Below are 15,746 nucleotides of genomic sequence, written 5' to 3'. Positions count from 1 at the left end.
AGCGCGGCCAGCCCCGACACGGCGATCGCCGCGAACCCGCCGACCGCCGCCGGGACGAGGGCGCGGGCGAGCCGCCGCGTGCCGCCCCGCTCGTGCACGTCGGCGGCGGCGCCGACCACCCACGGCAGCGCCGCGTACCCGAGCAGGAACGCCCAGTGGCCGAGCAGCAGGCGTTCGGCGACGAACGGGTTCCACGCGTACAGCACCCCGGCGGCCAGGCGCGGCGCGAGGCGCGGCGACGGGACGAGCGACGCCGCGCTCGCGCACGCCATCACGAAGATCGCCAGCAGCACCAGCTTCTGCGCGGCGCCGCCCGGCAGCACCTGCCCGAGCGCCGTGACGAACGCGTCGCTCGGCACGTGCCTCGGCACCGTCCCCGTCAGCCCGAACGTCATCCGCGTGAACGCCGCGTCCGGCGCGAAGACCATGTCGAACGACAGCAGGTAGCCGGGCGCGAGGCCCGGCCCGAGGGCCAGCACCCCGAGCAGCAGGCCGGTGAGGGCGCCGTCCCACCGCCGTGACCCCTTCATCGCGAGGACGCTACCCGATCCCCCGCCGGGGACGGCGGTCAGCCGGCCGGGGCCGGGTCCCTGGGGAGCCCCAGGATCCGTTCGGCGATGACGTTGAGGTTGACCTCGGTCGTCCCGCCGCCGATGGTCATCGCGCGGGACGCCAGCAGGTACCGGGTCCAGCGGCGGCGCGGGTCCGACTTCCACGGGCCGGTCAGCGCGCCCTGCTCGCCGAGCAGCCCGAAGCCGAACTCGGTGACCCGCTGCCCGTGCTCCATCGCGACGAGCTTGCGGACGTTGGCCGTCGCGCCCGGGTCGGTGCCGGAGAGCTGCTTGAGGGTGGCGCGCAGCCCGAGCAGGTTGAACGCGTGCTCGTCGCAGGCCAGCCGCCCGATCCCGTCCCGGACGACCGGGTCGCCGTCCGCGCCGAGCTCCGCCGCGAGCCGCACCAGCTTCGGCAGGTCCCCGCCGAGCTGGAACGAGCTGGTCAGCCCCACCCGCTCGTTCGCCAGGGTGTTGCGGGCGACGCGCCAGCCCTCGCCGACCGGCCCGACGACCCGGTCGTCCGGGACGAACACCCCGTCCAGGAAGACCTCGTTGAACACCGCGTCGCCCGTGCACTCGCGCAGCGGCCGGACCTCGATGCCCGGAGTCGCCATGTCGACAAGGAAATAGGTGATGCCGTCGTGCTTGGGCCGGTCCGGGTCGGTACGGGCGATGCAGATGCCCCACTGGGCGTCCCGGGCGAGGGACGTCCAGATCTTCTGCCCGGTGATGCTCCAGCCGCCCTCGACGCGTTCGGCGCGGGTGGTGAGCCCGGCGAGGTCGGAGCCCGCGCCGGGCTCGCTGAACAGCTGGCACCAGATGATCTCGCCGCGCAGCGTCGGCGGCAGGAACCGCTCCCGCTGCTCCGGCGTCCCGTACTGGACCAGCGACGGCACCACCCACGCCGCGATCATCAGCGGTACGGGCCGCACCGACGCGGCCTTCAGCTCCTGCTGGATGACGATCTGCTCCAGCGGCCCGGCGTCCCGCCCCCACGGCTTCGGCAGGTGCGGCGTCACCCAGCCGCCCTCGGCCATCGCCGCGCGCTGCGCGAACGGGTCCATGGCGGCCAGCTCGGCGACCCGCGCGCGGACCTCCTCGCGCAGCGGCCCGGCGTCGTCCGGCAGGTCGATCGCCATCGGGCGGCGGACGCCCGCGACCGCCAGCGCCGCCGCCTCCGCCCGGTGCGCGCCGCCCCGCCCGAGGAACGCCCGCAGCGTCAGGGCGCGCCGGTAGAGCAGGTGCGCGTCGTGCTCGAAGGTGTAGCCGATGCCGCCGTGCACCTGGATGTTGCCCTCGGCGCACTCGACGGCGGCGTCCGCCGCGAGGACCCCGGCGACCGCGACCGTGTACGCACGCTGCTCCGGCGCCTCGTCCAGCGCCCGCGCCGCGTCCCACACCGCCGCCCGCGCCCGTTCCAGCGCGATCAGCATCCGCGCGCACTTGTGCTTGACGCCCTGGAACTGCCCGATCGGCCGCCCGAACTGCTCGCGCAGCTTCGCGTACGCGACCGCGTCGTCCAGCGCCCGGCCCGCGACGCCGCACGCCTCCGCGCCGAGCAGGACGACCGCGAGGCTCCGCGCGTCCGCGCCGTCCAGGACCCGTCCCGCCGGGACCGCGAGGCCGTCCACCTCGACCGCGCCGGACGGGCGGGTCAGGTCGAGCGAGTCGAGCGGCTCCACCGCCGCGTCCGCCGCGTCCACGACGACCCACCGCGACCCGCCCGCGGGCAGGACGAGCACGTCGGCGACCGGCGCCCCGAGCACCGGCTCGAACCGCCCCGAGTAGCGCCCGTCCCCGTCCCGGCTCAGCGCGCCGTCGAGCGCGACCGCCGCCGTACGGGTCCCGTCCGCGAGGCCCGCGAGCAGCTCCTCTCCCGCGCCGCCCTGGTCGAGCACGGCGGCCGCGAGGACGGTCGGGGCGTACGCGCCGGGCGCGACCGCGCGGCCGAGCTCCTCCAGCGCGACGGCCTGTTCGAGCAGCCCGAACCCCTGCCCGCCGCGTTCCTCGGGCAGGTGCAGGCCGAGCAGCCCCTGTCCGGCGAGCGCGTCCCAGAACCCGGGCCGCCCGGCCGCCTCCCCGCGCTCGGCGGCCTCGACCGCGTCCCGTACGGCCCGCGCGGTGACGTTCCGCTCCGCGAACCCGCGCACCGACGCCGCGAGCGCCTCGTGCTCCTCGGTCAGCCCGATCGCCATGACCCACCCCTTCTCCTCGGGTGCGGCACAGCCTATTAGAACGCGATTCGGTACGGCAGTCCCCGGATCACCAGAGCATGGCCGCGAGCACCCCGAGCAGCAGGATCGCGACGCCCCCGACCACGGCAGCCATCATCAGGTCGCCGTGCCGCAGCGCGTCCGCCGAGATCCGGTCGCCCCGCTCCCGCCCGGCGCGCTCCCCGGACGCCTCCAGCCGCGCCCGCGCGACGCTGCCCGCGCCCTCGGGCGGCGGCATCACCCCGCGCCCCTCGCCATCGGGACGGACGGCGGGGAGGGGACCGGTGGGCGCGTCGTCGTCCGGAGGATCACTCGCCACCCCGGCACTGTAAGCGAAATATCACATTATGCGCATCAAGGTCAGGACGGGGTGACCTTCAGCTTGGCGATGAACTGGTTCAGGTCCGGCCACATCTTGCGGTGCGTGTTGGGGATCGACGCGAACACCACGGCCGGCGACGGGCGGCCGGTGTCGATCACCGCGGCGGCCGTCAGCTCGCCGGTCGCCTTCACGCCCGGACGCTTGTAGGTGAGGTACGAGGCGACCAGCCAGCCCTTGTGCCCGTCCACCGTGAGCGGCTGCGACGCGAGCGGCGCCGACTTGTGCGGGAACGCGTAGTACATGCCCTCGAAGCCCTTGGCGGCGAGCGCGGTGACGTTCTTGACGCTCTCCGGGCCCTTGTAGGACCCGCGCAGCGTCGGGATCAGCGTCCCGGTGAGGAGCTGCCCGTACCAGAGCCGCGACCCGCGCTTCTCGGTCACCATCACCTGCTGGCCGGACCAGCCGGGCGTGCCGAGCTTGTTCTTCTTCGTCGGCGCCTGCCACGGGCTCGCCAGCCGCGGGAACGCCAGCCCCGAACGCGGATCGGCCACCCGTCCGACGACCTTGCTCGGCCTGCCCGGGAACCGCTTGAGCGGCTTGTCCGGCGGCAGCCGCACCTCCGGCGCCCGCGGCTTCGGCGCCGACACCGGCCGGTCGGGCTTGCCCTCCGACTCGGCGGGCTCGGTGTCGTCCTTGTTCTTCATCAGGTACACGCCGCCCGCCGCGACGAGCGCCACCACCAGCAGCCCGATCCCGCCGACGAGCACCAGCCGCGAACGCCCGCCGCCGCCGTCGTCGATCCCGCGCGCCGTGCCGAGTTTGCCGTCGGCGGACGCCTCGTCGGCCATCCAGTCGGGCATCTGCCAGTTGCCGCTGCTCGGCCTGCCCGGCTTGGGCGGCTCGGACGACCCGGACCCGGTCGCGGCGGCCGGAACGTACCGCGGATCGGCGTCCCCGCCGTCCCCGTCGAACAGCGACCCCTCCCAAGCAGGCGCCCCGTCGCCCCCCGCCGCGCCGTCGCCCGGCGCGCCGTCCCGCCGCCCCCCGGCGTCCACCGGAGCGACCTTGATGTCCTCGGCATCCGGCAACCCGTCCCCGCCGCCGCGCCTTGAGACGCGGACGGCGGCGCGGGCGCGACCTCACCGGCTCGCGGTTGCGGCGGCGCGGGCGGGGCCTGCGGGCCGGACGGCGCGGGCGGGACCTCGTCCCGAGCCCAGGACGCCCGCCCTTCGCCCCGGCCCTCGATCTTGCCCTCGACCCACCTCTCGGCCTCAGGCGCGGCCTCGGCCCGGGTCTCGGCCCCGCTGCCGGCCTCGCCCTCGACCTTGCCCCATACGTCGTGCCGGTCGGGCTCCGGCTCGGAGAAGTCGGTACGTCCCGTCGGCACCGGCATGGTCACCTCGGGCACCCGCACCTCGGGCACCTTGGCGTCGATCTTGGGAACCGGGCCCGTTCCCTCGTTCTGCTCGTGGTCGGCGGTGTCATCGCTCATATCGGTCCAGCGCACACCGCGCTCCCCCTGATCGGACATGCGGCACACGTTACGCGAAGATCATCCGTTACGTCCGGGGCGGCAATCACACTCAGGACACATTGTGGGTCCCGCCGGGCGCCCCGACGTCCAACCCCGTGACCAGCGGGTTGACCGCCAGCCGCTCCCGGACCAGCAGCGTCGCGCCCGCCACGGCGCCCGGCATCGCGAGCACCGCGCCGAGCGGGATGAGGAACACCACGAACGTGGCCGCGCCGAACCCGACCACCAGCGCCCGGTGCCGCTTCAGCAGCGCGAACCGCTCCGGCCGCAGCATCCCGCGCCGTTCCAGCGCGACCCCGGTCAGCTCCCCGGCCAGGAAGTACCCCGACACCAGCGCGGCGATCACCGGCACCACCGTCTGCCCCACCACCGGCAGGAACCCGCACGCGAAGAACACCACCGCGAACGCCAGCGCGACCAGCCCGAGCAGCACCGCGTCCTTGACCGCCCGCCAGATCTGCACCAGCAGCGGCACGTCCGGCTCGGGCGGCGCCCCGCCCTGCGACTCCTCGACCCGCACGGCGATCGCCTCGTAGAACGGATCGCCGACCAGCAGCGTCAGCGCGGTGAACGTGAGCACCGCCACGAACACGGACGCCCCGAAGATCGCGATCCCCGCGACCGCCCGCGCCGCCTTCCGCGCCCCGTCCGACCAGTCGTCGGCGAACGGCGTCACCCATCCCGATAGGTCGTCCAGCTGGTAGGCCAGCAGGCCCAGCGCCACCGCGTACACGACCAGGACGATCACGGCGGGGATCAGCCCGAACAACCACTGCCCGGGCCTCCGCGCGATCCAGCCCAGTCCCCGCAACAGGTAGCCGATCCCGGCGAGGAAGTCCTTGGGCCCGGACGACTCGACGGGCCGCGGCTCGTACGGTGGATTCACGTGCCCAAAGCTATCGTTCCGGGCAGCCCGACCAGATGCGCCGACGCACGCCATACCGCCTTGCGCAGCTCACGGTCCTTCAACGCCCCGGCCCTCGGCAGCAGGCCAGCCCCGGGCGCCGAGCTGTAGAACCCCCACTACAACCCTCGTACTTCTCGTCCGTCGCCAGCTCCAACGCCATCCGCGCGCCCTGCTCCGGCGTACGCACCGCCGGAGTATGGGAAATCAACCCGCTCGCCCTCTCCGCCCACCGCAACTCCCGCACCAACCCCGTCGCGACCACCCCGGGAGAAACCGCGTTGGCCGTGACACCCGTCCCCTCAAGCCGTTCCGCCAGTTCCTGAACGAACAGGATGTTGAGCAGCTTGGACCGCGCGTACACCCGGAACGACCCGGCCGCGCGGTACGACCCCGGCTCCGCGAGCCGTTCCGGATCGAACCGCCCCGCGTGCCGGTGCGCCTCCGACGCCACGACCACCACCCGCGACGGCGCCGACCGCCCGAGCATCCCGAGCAGCAGATTGGTCAGCAGGAACGGCCCGAGATGATTGGTGGCGATCATCCGGTCGTACCCGTCCGCGCTGACCTTGGCCCGCATCATGTGCACGCCCGCGTTGTTGACCAGGACGTCCAGCCGCCCGTACCGCTCCTCGATCTCCGCCGCGACCCGCCGCACGTCCGGCCGCACCGACAGATCGGCCAGGAACATGTCGGCCCGCCCGCCCAGCTCCTCCACAGCGTCCTCGCCCCGCATCGCGCTGCGCCCCACGATCCCGACCCTGAACCCCCGCCGGAGCAGCCCCCGCGCGATCTCCTTCCCGATCCCCGACGTCGCCCCCGTCACGACCGCGATCCTCTCGTCCATCCCCCCACCCTCCCGAAGATCTTCCGCCCCCGAAAGGCCCAACCCCCGTTACTTCACCCGCCCCGCCCACTAGAGAACCCCAAATCCCCAACGTCCCTTTATGATCATCAACCCGCCCCCAAGCCGCCCACCACTCCCAGCGAGCGCCGAACCGCCCGAGCCCACGCCCGCATGTAGGCGGCGCAGACACACCGCCGCTGGCAGCCCCCCGAAGAACGACCGAATCCGCCCGACCGACCAACAAACGCGCGCCCATCAGGCTGACAACCGCCCCTCTCGCCCACCGCCGCCCGCATCGCGCCCCGAACCCCAGAAAGGTGAACGGCTCCCACTGGCCAGCTTCGAGCACGTCCAGGCCCGACACGCCAATACCCCCGGGCCCCCGGCACCTGGCGTCGTTCGGCCAGTACGGCTAACACATCGGCGAGGCCAACGGAAAGGACGTTCCGCAGCGAGAATTCCTCAGACAGGCCGTGGGAGGGGTCCCATCGCACGAGGCTTACTCTCCCATGGTGTCTTCGCCCGAGAAGCAGACGCCGCCGCCCCCGGTAATAGTCACAGTGATTTTCTTCGCACTGCCTGGCATGGTCATTATCGGCTACTGGATCGCCATCTTGATCGGTGCGATCATCTTCGGCCATCTGTTCCTGGCAGGAATCATGCTGGTCGCCGCGCCCACCGCGCTCGTGCCCGGCGCGATCGCGTACGGACTGTGGCACCGCCGCTTTCAGACTTGGGCCCTCGTCCTGGGAGTCCTCAGCCCGCCGTTCGGACTGATGGTCATATGGCTGCTGACCACCCGAAGCTCCCAGGAGTGGTTCGCTTCCCCGACCAACCTCTGAACCCGCCGATGACGCCGACCTGATCTTCCCGGGCGGAATCCGAGCAACGCCAACCGGAATCTCAAGCCTGTACTCGTCCGGATGGACGCCGAGACGTTCAGATGGGTGACGTCGCACCCCTCCGCAAGACAGCGGCGACCCGTCTCAACGAGGCCGACCCGAGCACCCGCGCGATCACTGATCCATGCGCCACAACATGGCCTCCGCCCCCGCAGACGGCGCCCCGGGCGCGAAGCCCCTGGGGCTGGGGGTCTGGGGGTCGCCCCCAGAAAAGCATCGCGGGCCCCGGCGCAGTCGCGCGCAAGCGCGGCAAGCACAGGGGCCCGCCTCGTGGAGGTGGCGGGAATCGAATCCGCGTCCTTCGGGACATCAGTGCTTGCAACCGTCGGCAACGATGGGCCGCATGACCTGCACCTAAGTGCACTCTCCCGATTGACTGTCGTTGATCACGATCGGCATTTCGTGGCCATATTCCGGGCGTAAAGCGGGCGTGCTTGGTGACCGCCAAACTGACGGTCACTCCCATCCGCGCCTGGCCGGATCGTGCCATCGGCACCGGTAGGTGAACGGTCAATGAACGGCCTGCGTCCCAGAAGCACCCCGCGAAGCACGCCCCCCGCCGCGACCCACAACCCCCGATCGGACAGGACGAACCCCCATGCGCATCCGCCTCTTCGCGGCCCTCCTCGGCGTGCTCGCGACCCTCGGACTCACCGCCTGCGACCCGGCCACCGAGCCGACGCCCGTCCAGGGCGCCGAGTCCAAGGGCGCCAAGGCCGCCGGCGGGAAGGCGAAGGCCGTGCCGATCAAGCTCGCCGCCCGCCGCGCCCGGCCCGCCAAGTCCGTCCTGTCGACCGGCATGAAGCTGTCGTGCGTGAAGGCGACCGTCACCAACCAGTCGAAGAAGAACGTCGAGGTCAACCTGCTCTACTTCAGCCTGACCGACACCACCGGCACCAAGCACGACGTGACCGACGCGATGGCCGAGTACGAGAACGCGATCGACACCACGACCCTCGCCCCCAAGGAGAAAGCCACCGGCCTGGTCTGCGCCAAGGGCACGTTCGTCCCGAAGATCGTGGCCATGACCAACCCGCTGTTCTCCGAGGCCGCCCGCGCGAAGGTCGCCTGACCCTGAAACGAGACTGGCGCCCCGCCCTTCTCAGCGTGAGAGGCGGGGCGCCGCTGCATCGCGTGCCAGAGCCTACGTGCCGAGCGCGATGGCTGCCCGACGTTCCCACCGATAAAGTCGGCCCTCTCTCACCTGCTCTACAAGGTGCACCTCAGCGACCCGCAAGGGCTGAGGTTCGGGGCGAAGAGCCAGTGCTTCGATGATCGGTGCTGCCGGGCCGTCGCCGTGGCTGTACGCGACCGACACGTGTGGTGTCCAATGCGGCTCGTAGGCGAGCTGGTGCGCACGGACGGTCGTCGCGACGGCATCGCGTATCGCCTCGCGGACAGGCGTCAGGCGGTCCGGGGGACGGATGCCGAGCATCACGGCCTCACTGTGAAACCACAGCTTGCCGAGCTCGACCTCGACCGGGGAGAGGCTGGCGAACCGTGCTGCGGTCTCGGTCAGCATCGCGTCGATCTCGGCTTCGGGGATCTCGTCGGCGAACCCTACGATCTGCGTGGTCATATGCAGCCATTCAGGCGGGATGGGGTCCAGTCCGGGCAGCCCGGCCAGCTTGTCCTGGCACTGCCGAACGAGTTCGCGCGGCTCGGCCTGCTCGTCCAGGAGGATGTGCCAGACCAGCAGGCCCCGGCCGGGCCGTACCCCAGGCCGCCACCACCAATGATCAGACATGCGCTCGGGGAACGGGCTCACGGGACCTCCGGTGCGGTGAGTGCCTTGTGCTCCAGGAAGCCGACCTGGAACGCGCGGATCTCTTCCTGCAAGGCAACGGCGCGCGGGTCGCCTTTGAAGCGGCTGTGCCCGAGACGCTGAACGACCTCGGTCATCCGTCCGATGATGGTAACGACGCGATACTCGTTCCCCAGGTCGAAGACCGGGGAGAGTTCCCGGGCCGCTCCTTCGGGCTCACCCAGCATGACCTGTGCCAGGGCTGCGGCGATTCGCACCTGGGCCCATGTGCCGTACACGCGGGGATCTCCGTCCGCCCACGCGTCATCGGCCCGTTCGGGCGGCTGCGATCCCGACCAGGAGTGCAGCCCGGGAACACCGGGCAGCGGGTGCAATCCCAAGGCGTGAGGAGCTGAGATGAAGACCCTTCCCGGACCGGGGTTCGAGGAGCTGCTCCACCCGCACACCGGCGACCTCGCCGACATCCGGCCCACCTCGCACGGGAGCGAGTCGGCGTTCACGGGCATGGTCGACAGCGCCCAGGGGGCGTTCTTCGTCAAGGCCGTCCCCAACCGGCCGGGCGGACGCCGTGACTCCCTGGTCCGGGAAGGGCTCGTCAATCCTTACGTCCAGCCGCTGTCTCCCCCGGTGCGGTGGCGGGCCGAAGAAGACCGGTGGCTGGTGCTTGGTTTCGAGGTCATCGACGGACGCGCCTGCGATTTCACGCCCGGGTCGCCGGACCTGCCGGTGATCGTCGACATCATCAGCAGGATCGGTGCCCTGCCGCTGCCCGGCATCGCCCACGATTGGGCGGAGACCCGCTGGAACCGGTACGCCGACGACCGGGACGCCGAACTCTTCCGCGGTGACACGCTGCTCTACACCGACATCCACGAGAACAACCTGCTGATCGGCGAGCGTGGCACCTGGGCGGTGGACTGGGCGTGGCCCACCCGGGGCGCGGCGTTCATCGACCCGGCGCTGCTGGTGGTGCAGCTGATCGCCGCGGGCCACGACGCCGAGGCCGCCGAGGAGTGGGCGAGCGGGTGCCCGGCGTGGCGGGCCGCCGACCCGTCCGCGGTCTCCGCGTTCGCTGCGGCCACGCTGCGAATGTGGCGTGAGCGTGTGGAACGGAACCCTGATCCGGCATGGATGAAGGCGATGCTGCTGGCGACCCAGGAATGGGCGGATCACCGAGGCATCGCGGTCGGCTAGCGCAACGCGAAACGCCCGCCCTCCGCGTAAACAGCGGAGGGCGGGCGTCGGTCATTCTCGGCGCCGGGGGCGCTCAAGTTCAGGTTTGGGTGGAGTAGTCGTCGCACATGTAGGTGAGGTCGCACATGCGGGTGCAGTAGCGCGAGTGGTTGTCGGTCTCCGGCGAGGGGACCGCCGCCAGGGCGTTCAGGTCGACGGGGCCGCAGTCGCGGGGTTGGGTATGAGCAGCCACGGTTCCTCCTTGGTCACGTTGGGGATGTCCCCGCCACCCTTTTCGGCGACGAGGCGATTCCTCACAGCAATCAGACCATCACAGTTCGTGCCTGGATAGGAGGAGTAGGGTGACCTCCGCCCCTCGCGGCGGCCATGCCTGGGCTCCTACCGCAGTAGCGGCGCTGGGGGCAGGCCGAGCTGCGGTGCGGCAGGCCACCGGGACGGCGGGCGCGGAGTGTGCCGGACGAGACCGCCCGCCGCGCCCTGCCGGGTCACGTGGTCGAGCTGTGCCGACCGGTTCCACGCTTGGACGACCGCCGACCCAGCCGCCTCAATCTGTTCGCGGGCGCCTTCGCCGCCAAGTGGGCCGACAACACCACCCGCAACGGCGGAACCCTGGGCCCTGGAGCACGCCGCCGCCGAACGCACCAACAGCACCCCCGCTGGCCCCGGACGCGACGAAGCCGCGACAAGCAAGGGGCACGCTTCAGGGATCGGGGCCCTCAGAAAAGCATCACGGGCCCCTGGCGAAGTCGCAGCGAAGCGCGACAAGCACAAGGGCCCGCGTGAACGAACCTGAACGACCCCACCAAGCCCAGCCGCTGCGGGCGGGGGTCCGGGGGCGGAGCCCCTGGGGCCGGGGGTCTGGGGGTCGCCCCCAGGAAAGCATCGCGGGCCCCGGCGCAGGCGCGGCGCAAGCCGCGACAAGCACAAGGGCCCGCCTCGGGGTCTGGGGGTCGCCCCCCAGGAAAGCATCGCGGGCCCCGGCGCAGGCGCGGCGCAAGCCGCGACAAGCACGAGGGCCCGCCTCGTGGAGGTGGCGGGAATCGAACCCGCGTCCTTCGGTGATGAGTCAGGGCTTCTCCGGGCGCAGCCTGCTCGTCGCTTTCTCAGCCCCGGCGCTCACGCAGGCAAGTCGCCGACAGGCTCAGTCACTGTTTGTTTTCCCTACACGCTCCGTGACCGAGTGTGCAGGTGGAGTCTCCTTACGATGCCAGACCCCGGGGCGGAGACGTACCCGGGCTGACAGAGTTCGCTACTCGCTCAGGCGGCGAGAGCGAACTCGGACTGCTTCTTGTTGGCAGTTATTGGTTTGCTGTCACAGGATTTACGAGGTCACGACAGCAACCCTCGACCCGCTTCCCCTGGCTCGACCTACCGAAGTCGAAGCCGGTCACCCCCATGTTGAGTTGTCAACGCGGCCGTCCGGGGACGTCCGCACGATTGACGCTACAAGGATAACGCGATCAGGGGCAACAGGATTCCCGGCGGGCCGGGGCGGGGGCGGAAAAAGTGACGCCCCGGTGAGCGCGCTAGGCGCTCACCGGGGCCGACCGGCAGGGTCGGGCCGGTCCGGACGGCAGAGCCTCCCCCGAGACGAGGCTCTGGTCTCATCACGGCGACTGAGTCCGCAACCCCCCAAGCGGTGTCTCAGTCACCCATAAAGACGCCCGGGGCCCCTGGGATGGTTGCGCCCCCGGAGTAAAGAGACAACAAAACAGTAACGATGTGGGACGGGACTGTGCCGGTGGGTCAGCGGGCCGGGGTCGTGGTCCTCGCCGCCGGGGCGCCGGTCAGGAACTGCTTGGCGACCTTCGTGGCGGAGACGCGGCCCTCGACGGCGATGGCGAACGCCATGTCGCCGCGCGAGCCCACGAACCACGAGATCGTCCGGACGCGCTTGCCGTCCTGGTAGTTGACGAGGGCCGCGACGCCGGAGACGCTGCCGCCGCCGCGGGCGTTGGCGTTGCGGGCGGTGCCGGCCGTGACCGTACGGCGCAGCATCGTCTTCAGGTTGGACAGCGGCACCGAGTCGATGGTCTGGACGAGCGACGCCTTCGGCTCCCCGGTGTCCCTGGTCAGGTACGGGGGACGCCAGGCGCCGACCTCGGCGGCCCCGACCATCGCCGCGAGGGCGAGGGGGCTCACCCGGACCTTGCCCTTGCCGATCGCCGTGGCGGCCTTCTCGCCGTCGTTGGCGGGCGACGGGACGCTGCCGGAGAAGTGCGGGACCGACAGGCCCCAGTCGGCGCCGATGCCGAAGCGGCCCGCCTCGGCGAGCAGCGTCGTGGCGTTCAGCTTGCCGCTGAGCTGCGCGAACGTGGTCTCGCAGCCGAGCGCGAACGTGTTGGCGAGGCTGGTCGGCGCGTGGCCGCGGCCGGTGCGGTTGGCGAACGTCTGGCCGCCGACCGTGGCCGTGGCCGGGCAGTCGGTCTTGGTCGCCTGGGTCATCCCGCCGCGCAGCAGCGCCTCGGCGGACACTACGCCGAACGTCATGCCGGGCGGGTAGCTGCCCTCCATCGCGAGGTTGCGCCCGCCGGCGTTCTTGTTGGCGACCGCGAAAACCTCGCCGGTGCTGGGCCGCAGCGCCACGATGGACGCCGGTACGCGCATCGAGGCGAGGGCCTGGTCGGCGCGCGCCTGGTAGGCGGGGTCGATCGTGGTGTCGAGCGTCTTCGGCGGCAGGCCCTCCCACGAGCGCAGCTCCTCGACGGTCTTGCCGCTCTGGTCCTGCGCGACGACCCGGATCGTGGGCGTTCCGGCGAGCCTGCGCTGCTGGAGGAGCTGGAGGCCGCTGACGCCGATCGTGTCGCCGGGCTGGTAGGGGGCGCCGACCTGCTGGAGCCGGTCGGCGGTGGCCGGGCCGAGCGAGCCGACCAGCTCCGACGCGCTGCGCGGGGCGATCGGCACCTGGACGGCCCGCTGCTGCAAGCCGCTGATCTGCGAGAGCTGCGCGATCTGCGGGTCGTGCTGGGGGCGCTGGAGCGTCAGCAGCGGCAGGAAGCTCTGCGGCGGGGCGGAACGGACCCGGCCGAGCAGCCGTTCGGAGTCGAGCTTGCGCGCTCCGTCGATCTTGATGGACCGGGTGAGCTGCTCCACGGTCTTCTTCGGGTCCTTGAGCTGCCCCGGGATCACGCCGACGTCGACGGCGTTGACCTTGCGCAGCATGGACTGGCCGGTCTTGTCGCGGATGTCGCCGCGCCGCGGCACCTCGGTCTTCACCGCGAGCCGCTGGCCCGGCTTGAGCTGCGGGTTGATGATCGACGGGTCCCAGACGACCTTCCACTGGCCTCCCTTGCGCCGCAGGCTCATCAGGCCCGCGTACGTCCAGGGCTGGCCGTTCTCGCCGAGGTCGACCTTGACGGAGAAGCGGGCGCGGGCGCTGTCGCCCTTCTTCTCGATCGCCTTCGGCCCGTCGCCGTCGCCGCCCCCGTCGCCGTCACCGCCGCCCTCGGGCTGCGGGATGCCGAGCGCGAGCTTGAGGGACGCGGCGTCGAGCTGCCCGCGGACCTGGCCGAGCGCGGTCTCGACCTCGTGCCGGTCGACGCCGGTCGTCCGGCCCGCGGCGGCCTTGTAGTTGCCGACCTGCCACGCGATCAGGAAGTCGCGGACGGCGGGCATCGCGGACGGCTCGGCCCAGCAGCCGGTGGTCAGCCCGCCGACGAGCGTTCCGCAGACCGCCACCGAGATCGTCCGGCGGCGTACGGTGCGGGCGCGCGTCCCGCGCGAGACGGCGTGCCTCCTGGGGGCCCGCCTCCGGCCTCGGTTGGTCATCGACACCCTTCACCGTCTCCTGAAACGGGCCGCCGCAGCCTTGCGCATCTCGCGGTCGGCCTCGCGCTTGGCGATGGCCTGGCGCTTGTCGTAGGCCTTCTTACCACGGGCCAGGCCGATCTCGACCTTGGCCTTCCCGTCCTTGAAGTACAGCGCCAGGGGGATCAGCGTCCACCCCGGCTCGGACGTCTTGGCCGTGATCTTCTGGATCTCGCGCCGGTTGAGCAGCAGCTTGCGGCGCCGCCGCGGCGCGTGGTTGGTCCAGGTGCCCTGGGTGTACTCGGGGATGTGCACGCTCTCCAGCCACACCTCCCCGTCCATGACGTGCGCGTACCCGTCGGAGAGCGAGGCGCGGCCGGCGCGCAGCGCCTTGACCTCGGTGCCCATCAGCACCATGCCCGCTTCCCAGGTGTCGTCGATGTGGTAGTCGTAACGGGCACGCTTGTTCTGGGCGATGAGCTTGCGCCCTGTCTCCCGTGACACGTGATCAGCCTCGGTCCTTGTCCGGCATCGTGGCGAGCAGCCCGCGCAGCACCGCCTGGGCGCGCTGCTCGGCCGCTCGGGGCGGGCGGTCGGCGGAGACTGCCACATCGGGGTCGATCCCGACCCCGTCGAGATTACGGCCGAGCGGGGTGCGGTAGCGACCGACCGTCAGCTCGATCGCCGACCCGTCCGCCAGCCGGATCGGCTCCTGCACCGAGCCCTTCCCATAGGTACGCGATCCTACGATCACCGCGCGGCCGCGGTCGCGCAGGGACCCGGCGACGATCTCCGCGGCGCTCGCGGTGCCGCCGTCCACGAGCACGACCAGCGGGACCGCGGCGTCGCCCGGCGCCGTGACGGTGCGCCGCTCCGGCGGACGGCCCCTGCGCTCGTACGTCACGACGAGACCGTCGGACAGGAACGCCGACGCGGTCTCGACCGCCTCGTCCACCAGCCCGCCGGGATTGCCGCGCAGATCGAGCAGCACGCCGCCGCGCGGGCGGTGGCCGGGCCGTCCGCCGACCGCCTCGCGCACCTCGGCGCCGACGCCCCGGGTGAACGCGCCGACGCGGACCGCCAGGACGTGCCGCGGCAGGTCCGACACGGTGACGTCGCTCGTGGCGACGGGCGCGCGGACGAGCCGGAAGCGGTACTCGTCCCGGCCGCGGACGACGCCGAGCTCGATCGCGGTGCCGGGACGCCCGCGCAGCGCGGCCGCGACCCGGGTGACGTCCCAGCCGTCCACGGGGGTGTCGCCGACGCCGACGATCGCGTCGCCGACGCGTACGCCCGCGCGCGCGGCCGCCGAGCCGGGCTGGACGCTCGCCACCCGCACCCGCCGGTCTCCGTCCTCGGAACGTCCGCCGTCCGAGCGCACAGGCTCTCCCGCCGGGCCCGGCCTCTCACCGTCGGACGACATGCCGAGCCAGATGCCCACGCCGCTGTAGCGGCCGTTGAGGCGTCCCTGGAAGTCGTCGAACTCGCGGGCCGAGTAGTAGTGGGCCCACCGGTCGCCGAGGCCCTTGAGCATCCGGTCGATCGCGGCGCGGTCGAGCTCGCCGCGCGCGAGCCGCCGGGCCGTACGGCCGCCGAGCTCGGCCGCGACCTGGTCCACCGGGCCGTCAGCGCGGACGGACGAGCGCGCGGCGTCGTGCCCGCCGCCGGTGCCGCCGACCGCTCCGGCGCCGTACGCGCACACGACCGCCGCGGCGACGGCCGCCGCACGCGGCACACGGCCGTTGCACCGGAACATGCGGCCAA

The 15,746-nt window shown here is 72.2% G+C and carries 14 protein-coding genes and 1 other RNA gene; 3 read left to right on the top strand and 12 right to left on the bottom strand.

Annotation, left to right across the window (positions count from 1 at the left end; all coding sequences use genetic code 11):
- Positions 1-568: 568 nt before the first annotated feature.
- From GEV43_RS20585 to GEV43_RS20565, 5 genes are all read right to left on the bottom strand, one after another.
- A complete protein-coding gene (locus GEV43_RS20585; RefSeq protein ID WP_160822062.1) occupies positions 569-2,749 on the bottom strand; it encodes an acyl-CoA dehydrogenase in 2,181 nt (726 codons plus the stop codon).
- Between the two features lie 67 nt (positions 2,750-2,816).
- The gene (locus tag GEV43_RS20580) at positions 2,817-3,086 is read right to left on the bottom strand and encodes a hypothetical protein (RefSeq protein ID WP_160822061.1); all 270 of its coding nucleotides are present in this window, start codon (positions 3,084-3,086) and stop codon (positions 2,817-2,819) included.
- 41 nt (positions 3,087-3,127) lie between these two features.
- Positions 3,128-4,177, bottom strand: coding sequence for a hypothetical protein (locus GEV43_RS20575; protein ID WP_160822060.1), 1,050 nt, complete (start codon positions 4,175-4,177; stop codon positions 3,128-3,130).
- 495 nt (positions 4,178-4,672) lie between these two features.
- A complete protein-coding gene (locus GEV43_RS20570) occupies positions 4,673-5,509 on the bottom strand; it encodes an EI24 domain-containing protein (RefSeq protein ID WP_309239743.1) in 837 nt (278 codons plus the stop codon).
- Positions 5,510-5,588: 79 nt separating this feature from the next.
- The gene (locus GEV43_RS20565; protein WP_241682980.1) at positions 5,589-6,374 is read right to left on the bottom strand and encodes an SDR family NAD(P)-dependent oxidoreductase; all 786 of its coding nucleotides are present in this window, start codon (positions 6,372-6,374) and stop codon (positions 5,589-5,591) included.
- Positions 6,375-6,934: 560 nt separating this feature from the next.
- Here GEV43_RS20565 and GEV43_RS20560 point away from each other — a divergent pair.
- Positions 6,935-7,216 (top strand): hypothetical protein, encoded by a 282-nt coding sequence (locus tag GEV43_RS20560; protein WP_160822058.1) that lies wholly within the window; start codon positions 6,935-6,937, stop codon positions 7,214-7,216.
- Positions 7,217-7,874: 658 nt separating this feature from the next.
- On the top strand, positions 7,875-8,348 hold the full coding sequence (locus GEV43_RS20555; RefSeq protein WP_160822057.1) for a DUF4352 domain-containing protein: 474 nt from the start codon (positions 7,875-7,877) through the stop codon (positions 8,346-8,348).
- A 72-nt stretch (positions 8,349-8,420) separates the two neighbouring features.
- Here GEV43_RS20555 and GEV43_RS20550 read toward each other — a convergent pair whose 3' ends face one another.
- Both GEV43_RS20550 and GEV43_RS20545 read right to left on the bottom strand, forming a co-directional pair.
- Positions 8,421-9,044, bottom strand: coding sequence for a 2'-5' RNA ligase family protein (locus tag GEV43_RS20550; RefSeq protein WP_160822056.1), 624 nt, complete (start codon positions 9,042-9,044; stop codon positions 8,421-8,423).
- On the bottom strand, positions 9,041-9,319 hold the full coding sequence (locus tag GEV43_RS20545; RefSeq protein WP_160822055.1) for a hypothetical protein: 279 nt from the start codon (positions 9,317-9,319) through the stop codon (positions 9,041-9,043). The genes GEV43_RS20550 and GEV43_RS20545 overlap by 4 nt, the downstream gene beginning before the upstream one ends.
- 118 nt (positions 9,320-9,437) lie before the next feature.
- Here GEV43_RS20545 and GEV43_RS20540 point away from each other — a divergent pair, with 118 nt between their 5' ends.
- Complete coding sequence (locus GEV43_RS20540) at positions 9,438-10,235, top strand: hypothetical protein (RefSeq protein WP_160822054.1); 798 nt, start codon at positions 9,438-9,440, stop codon at positions 10,233-10,235.
- A gap of 79 nt (positions 10,236-10,314) precedes the next feature.
- Here the strand turns inward: GEV43_RS20540 and GEV43_RS20535 are convergent, their stop codons facing one another.
- From GEV43_RS20535 to GEV43_RS20515, 5 genes are all read right to left on the bottom strand, one after another.
- On the bottom strand, positions 10,315-10,467 hold the full coding sequence (locus GEV43_RS20535; RefSeq protein ID WP_160822053.1) for a hypothetical protein: 153 nt from the start codon (positions 10,465-10,467) through the stop codon (positions 10,315-10,317).
- Positions 10,468-11,257: 790 nt separating this feature from the next.
- Positions 11,258-11,630, bottom strand: a transfer-messenger RNA (tmRNA) gene (gene ssrA, locus GEV43_RS20530).
- Between the two features lie 351 nt (positions 11,631-11,981).
- Positions 11,982-14,003 carry a penicillin-binding transpeptidase domain-containing protein gene (locus GEV43_RS20525; protein ID WP_175250103.1) on the bottom strand — a complete coding sequence of 674 codons (2,022 nt, stop codon included), beginning with the start codon at positions 14,001-14,003 and terminating at the stop codon, positions 11,982-11,984.
- A gap of 9 nt (positions 14,004-14,012) precedes the next feature.
- The gene (smpB, locus tag GEV43_RS20520; RefSeq protein WP_160822052.1) at positions 14,013-14,486 is read right to left on the bottom strand and encodes an SsrA-binding protein SmpB; all 474 of its coding nucleotides are present in this window, start codon (positions 14,484-14,486) and stop codon (positions 14,013-14,015) included.
- A 4-nt stretch (positions 14,487-14,490) separates the two neighbouring features.
- Complete coding sequence (locus GEV43_RS20515; protein WP_160822051.1) at positions 14,491-15,738, bottom strand: S41 family peptidase; 1,248 nt, start codon at positions 15,736-15,738, stop codon at positions 14,491-14,493.
- Positions 15,739-15,746: the final 8 nt, after the last annotated feature.

Source organism: Actinomadura sp. J1-007 (assembly GCF_009793335.1).
Lineage (GTDB): Bacteria > Actinomycetota > Actinomycetes > Streptosporangiales > Streptosporangiaceae > Spirillospora > Spirillospora yumaensis.
Note: the sequence above shows the minus strand (reverse complement) of the source record. Positions and strands in the feature narration are given on the sequence as shown.

What these genes read in the sequence shown, in the direction of transcription:
- GEV43_RS20515 (WP_160822051.1), bottom strand. Translation starts at nt 15,738, where the DNA reads ATGTTCCGGTGCAACGGCCGTGTGCCGCGTGCGGCGGCCGTCGCCGCG.
- GEV43_RS20555 (WP_160822057.1), top strand. Translation starts at nt 7,875, where the DNA reads ATGCGCATCCGCCTCTTCGCGGCCCTCCTCGGCGTGCTCGCGACCCTC.
- GEV43_RS20585 (WP_160822062.1), bottom strand. Translation starts at nt 2,749, where the DNA reads ATGGCGATCGGGCTGACCGAGGAGCACGAGGCGCTCGCGGCGTCGGTG.
- GEV43_RS20565 (WP_241682980.1), bottom strand. Translation starts at nt 6,374, where the DNA reads ATGGACGAGAGGATCGCGGTCGTGACGGGGGCGACGTCGGGGATCGGG.
- GEV43_RS20540 (WP_160822054.1), top strand. Translation starts at nt 9,438, where the DNA reads ATGAAGACCCTTCCCGGACCGGGGTTCGAGGAGCTGCTCCACCCGCAC.
- GEV43_RS20525 (WP_175250103.1), bottom strand. Translation starts at nt 14,003, where the DNA reads ATGACCAACCGAGGCCGGAGGCGGGCCCCCAGGAGGCACGCCGTCTCG.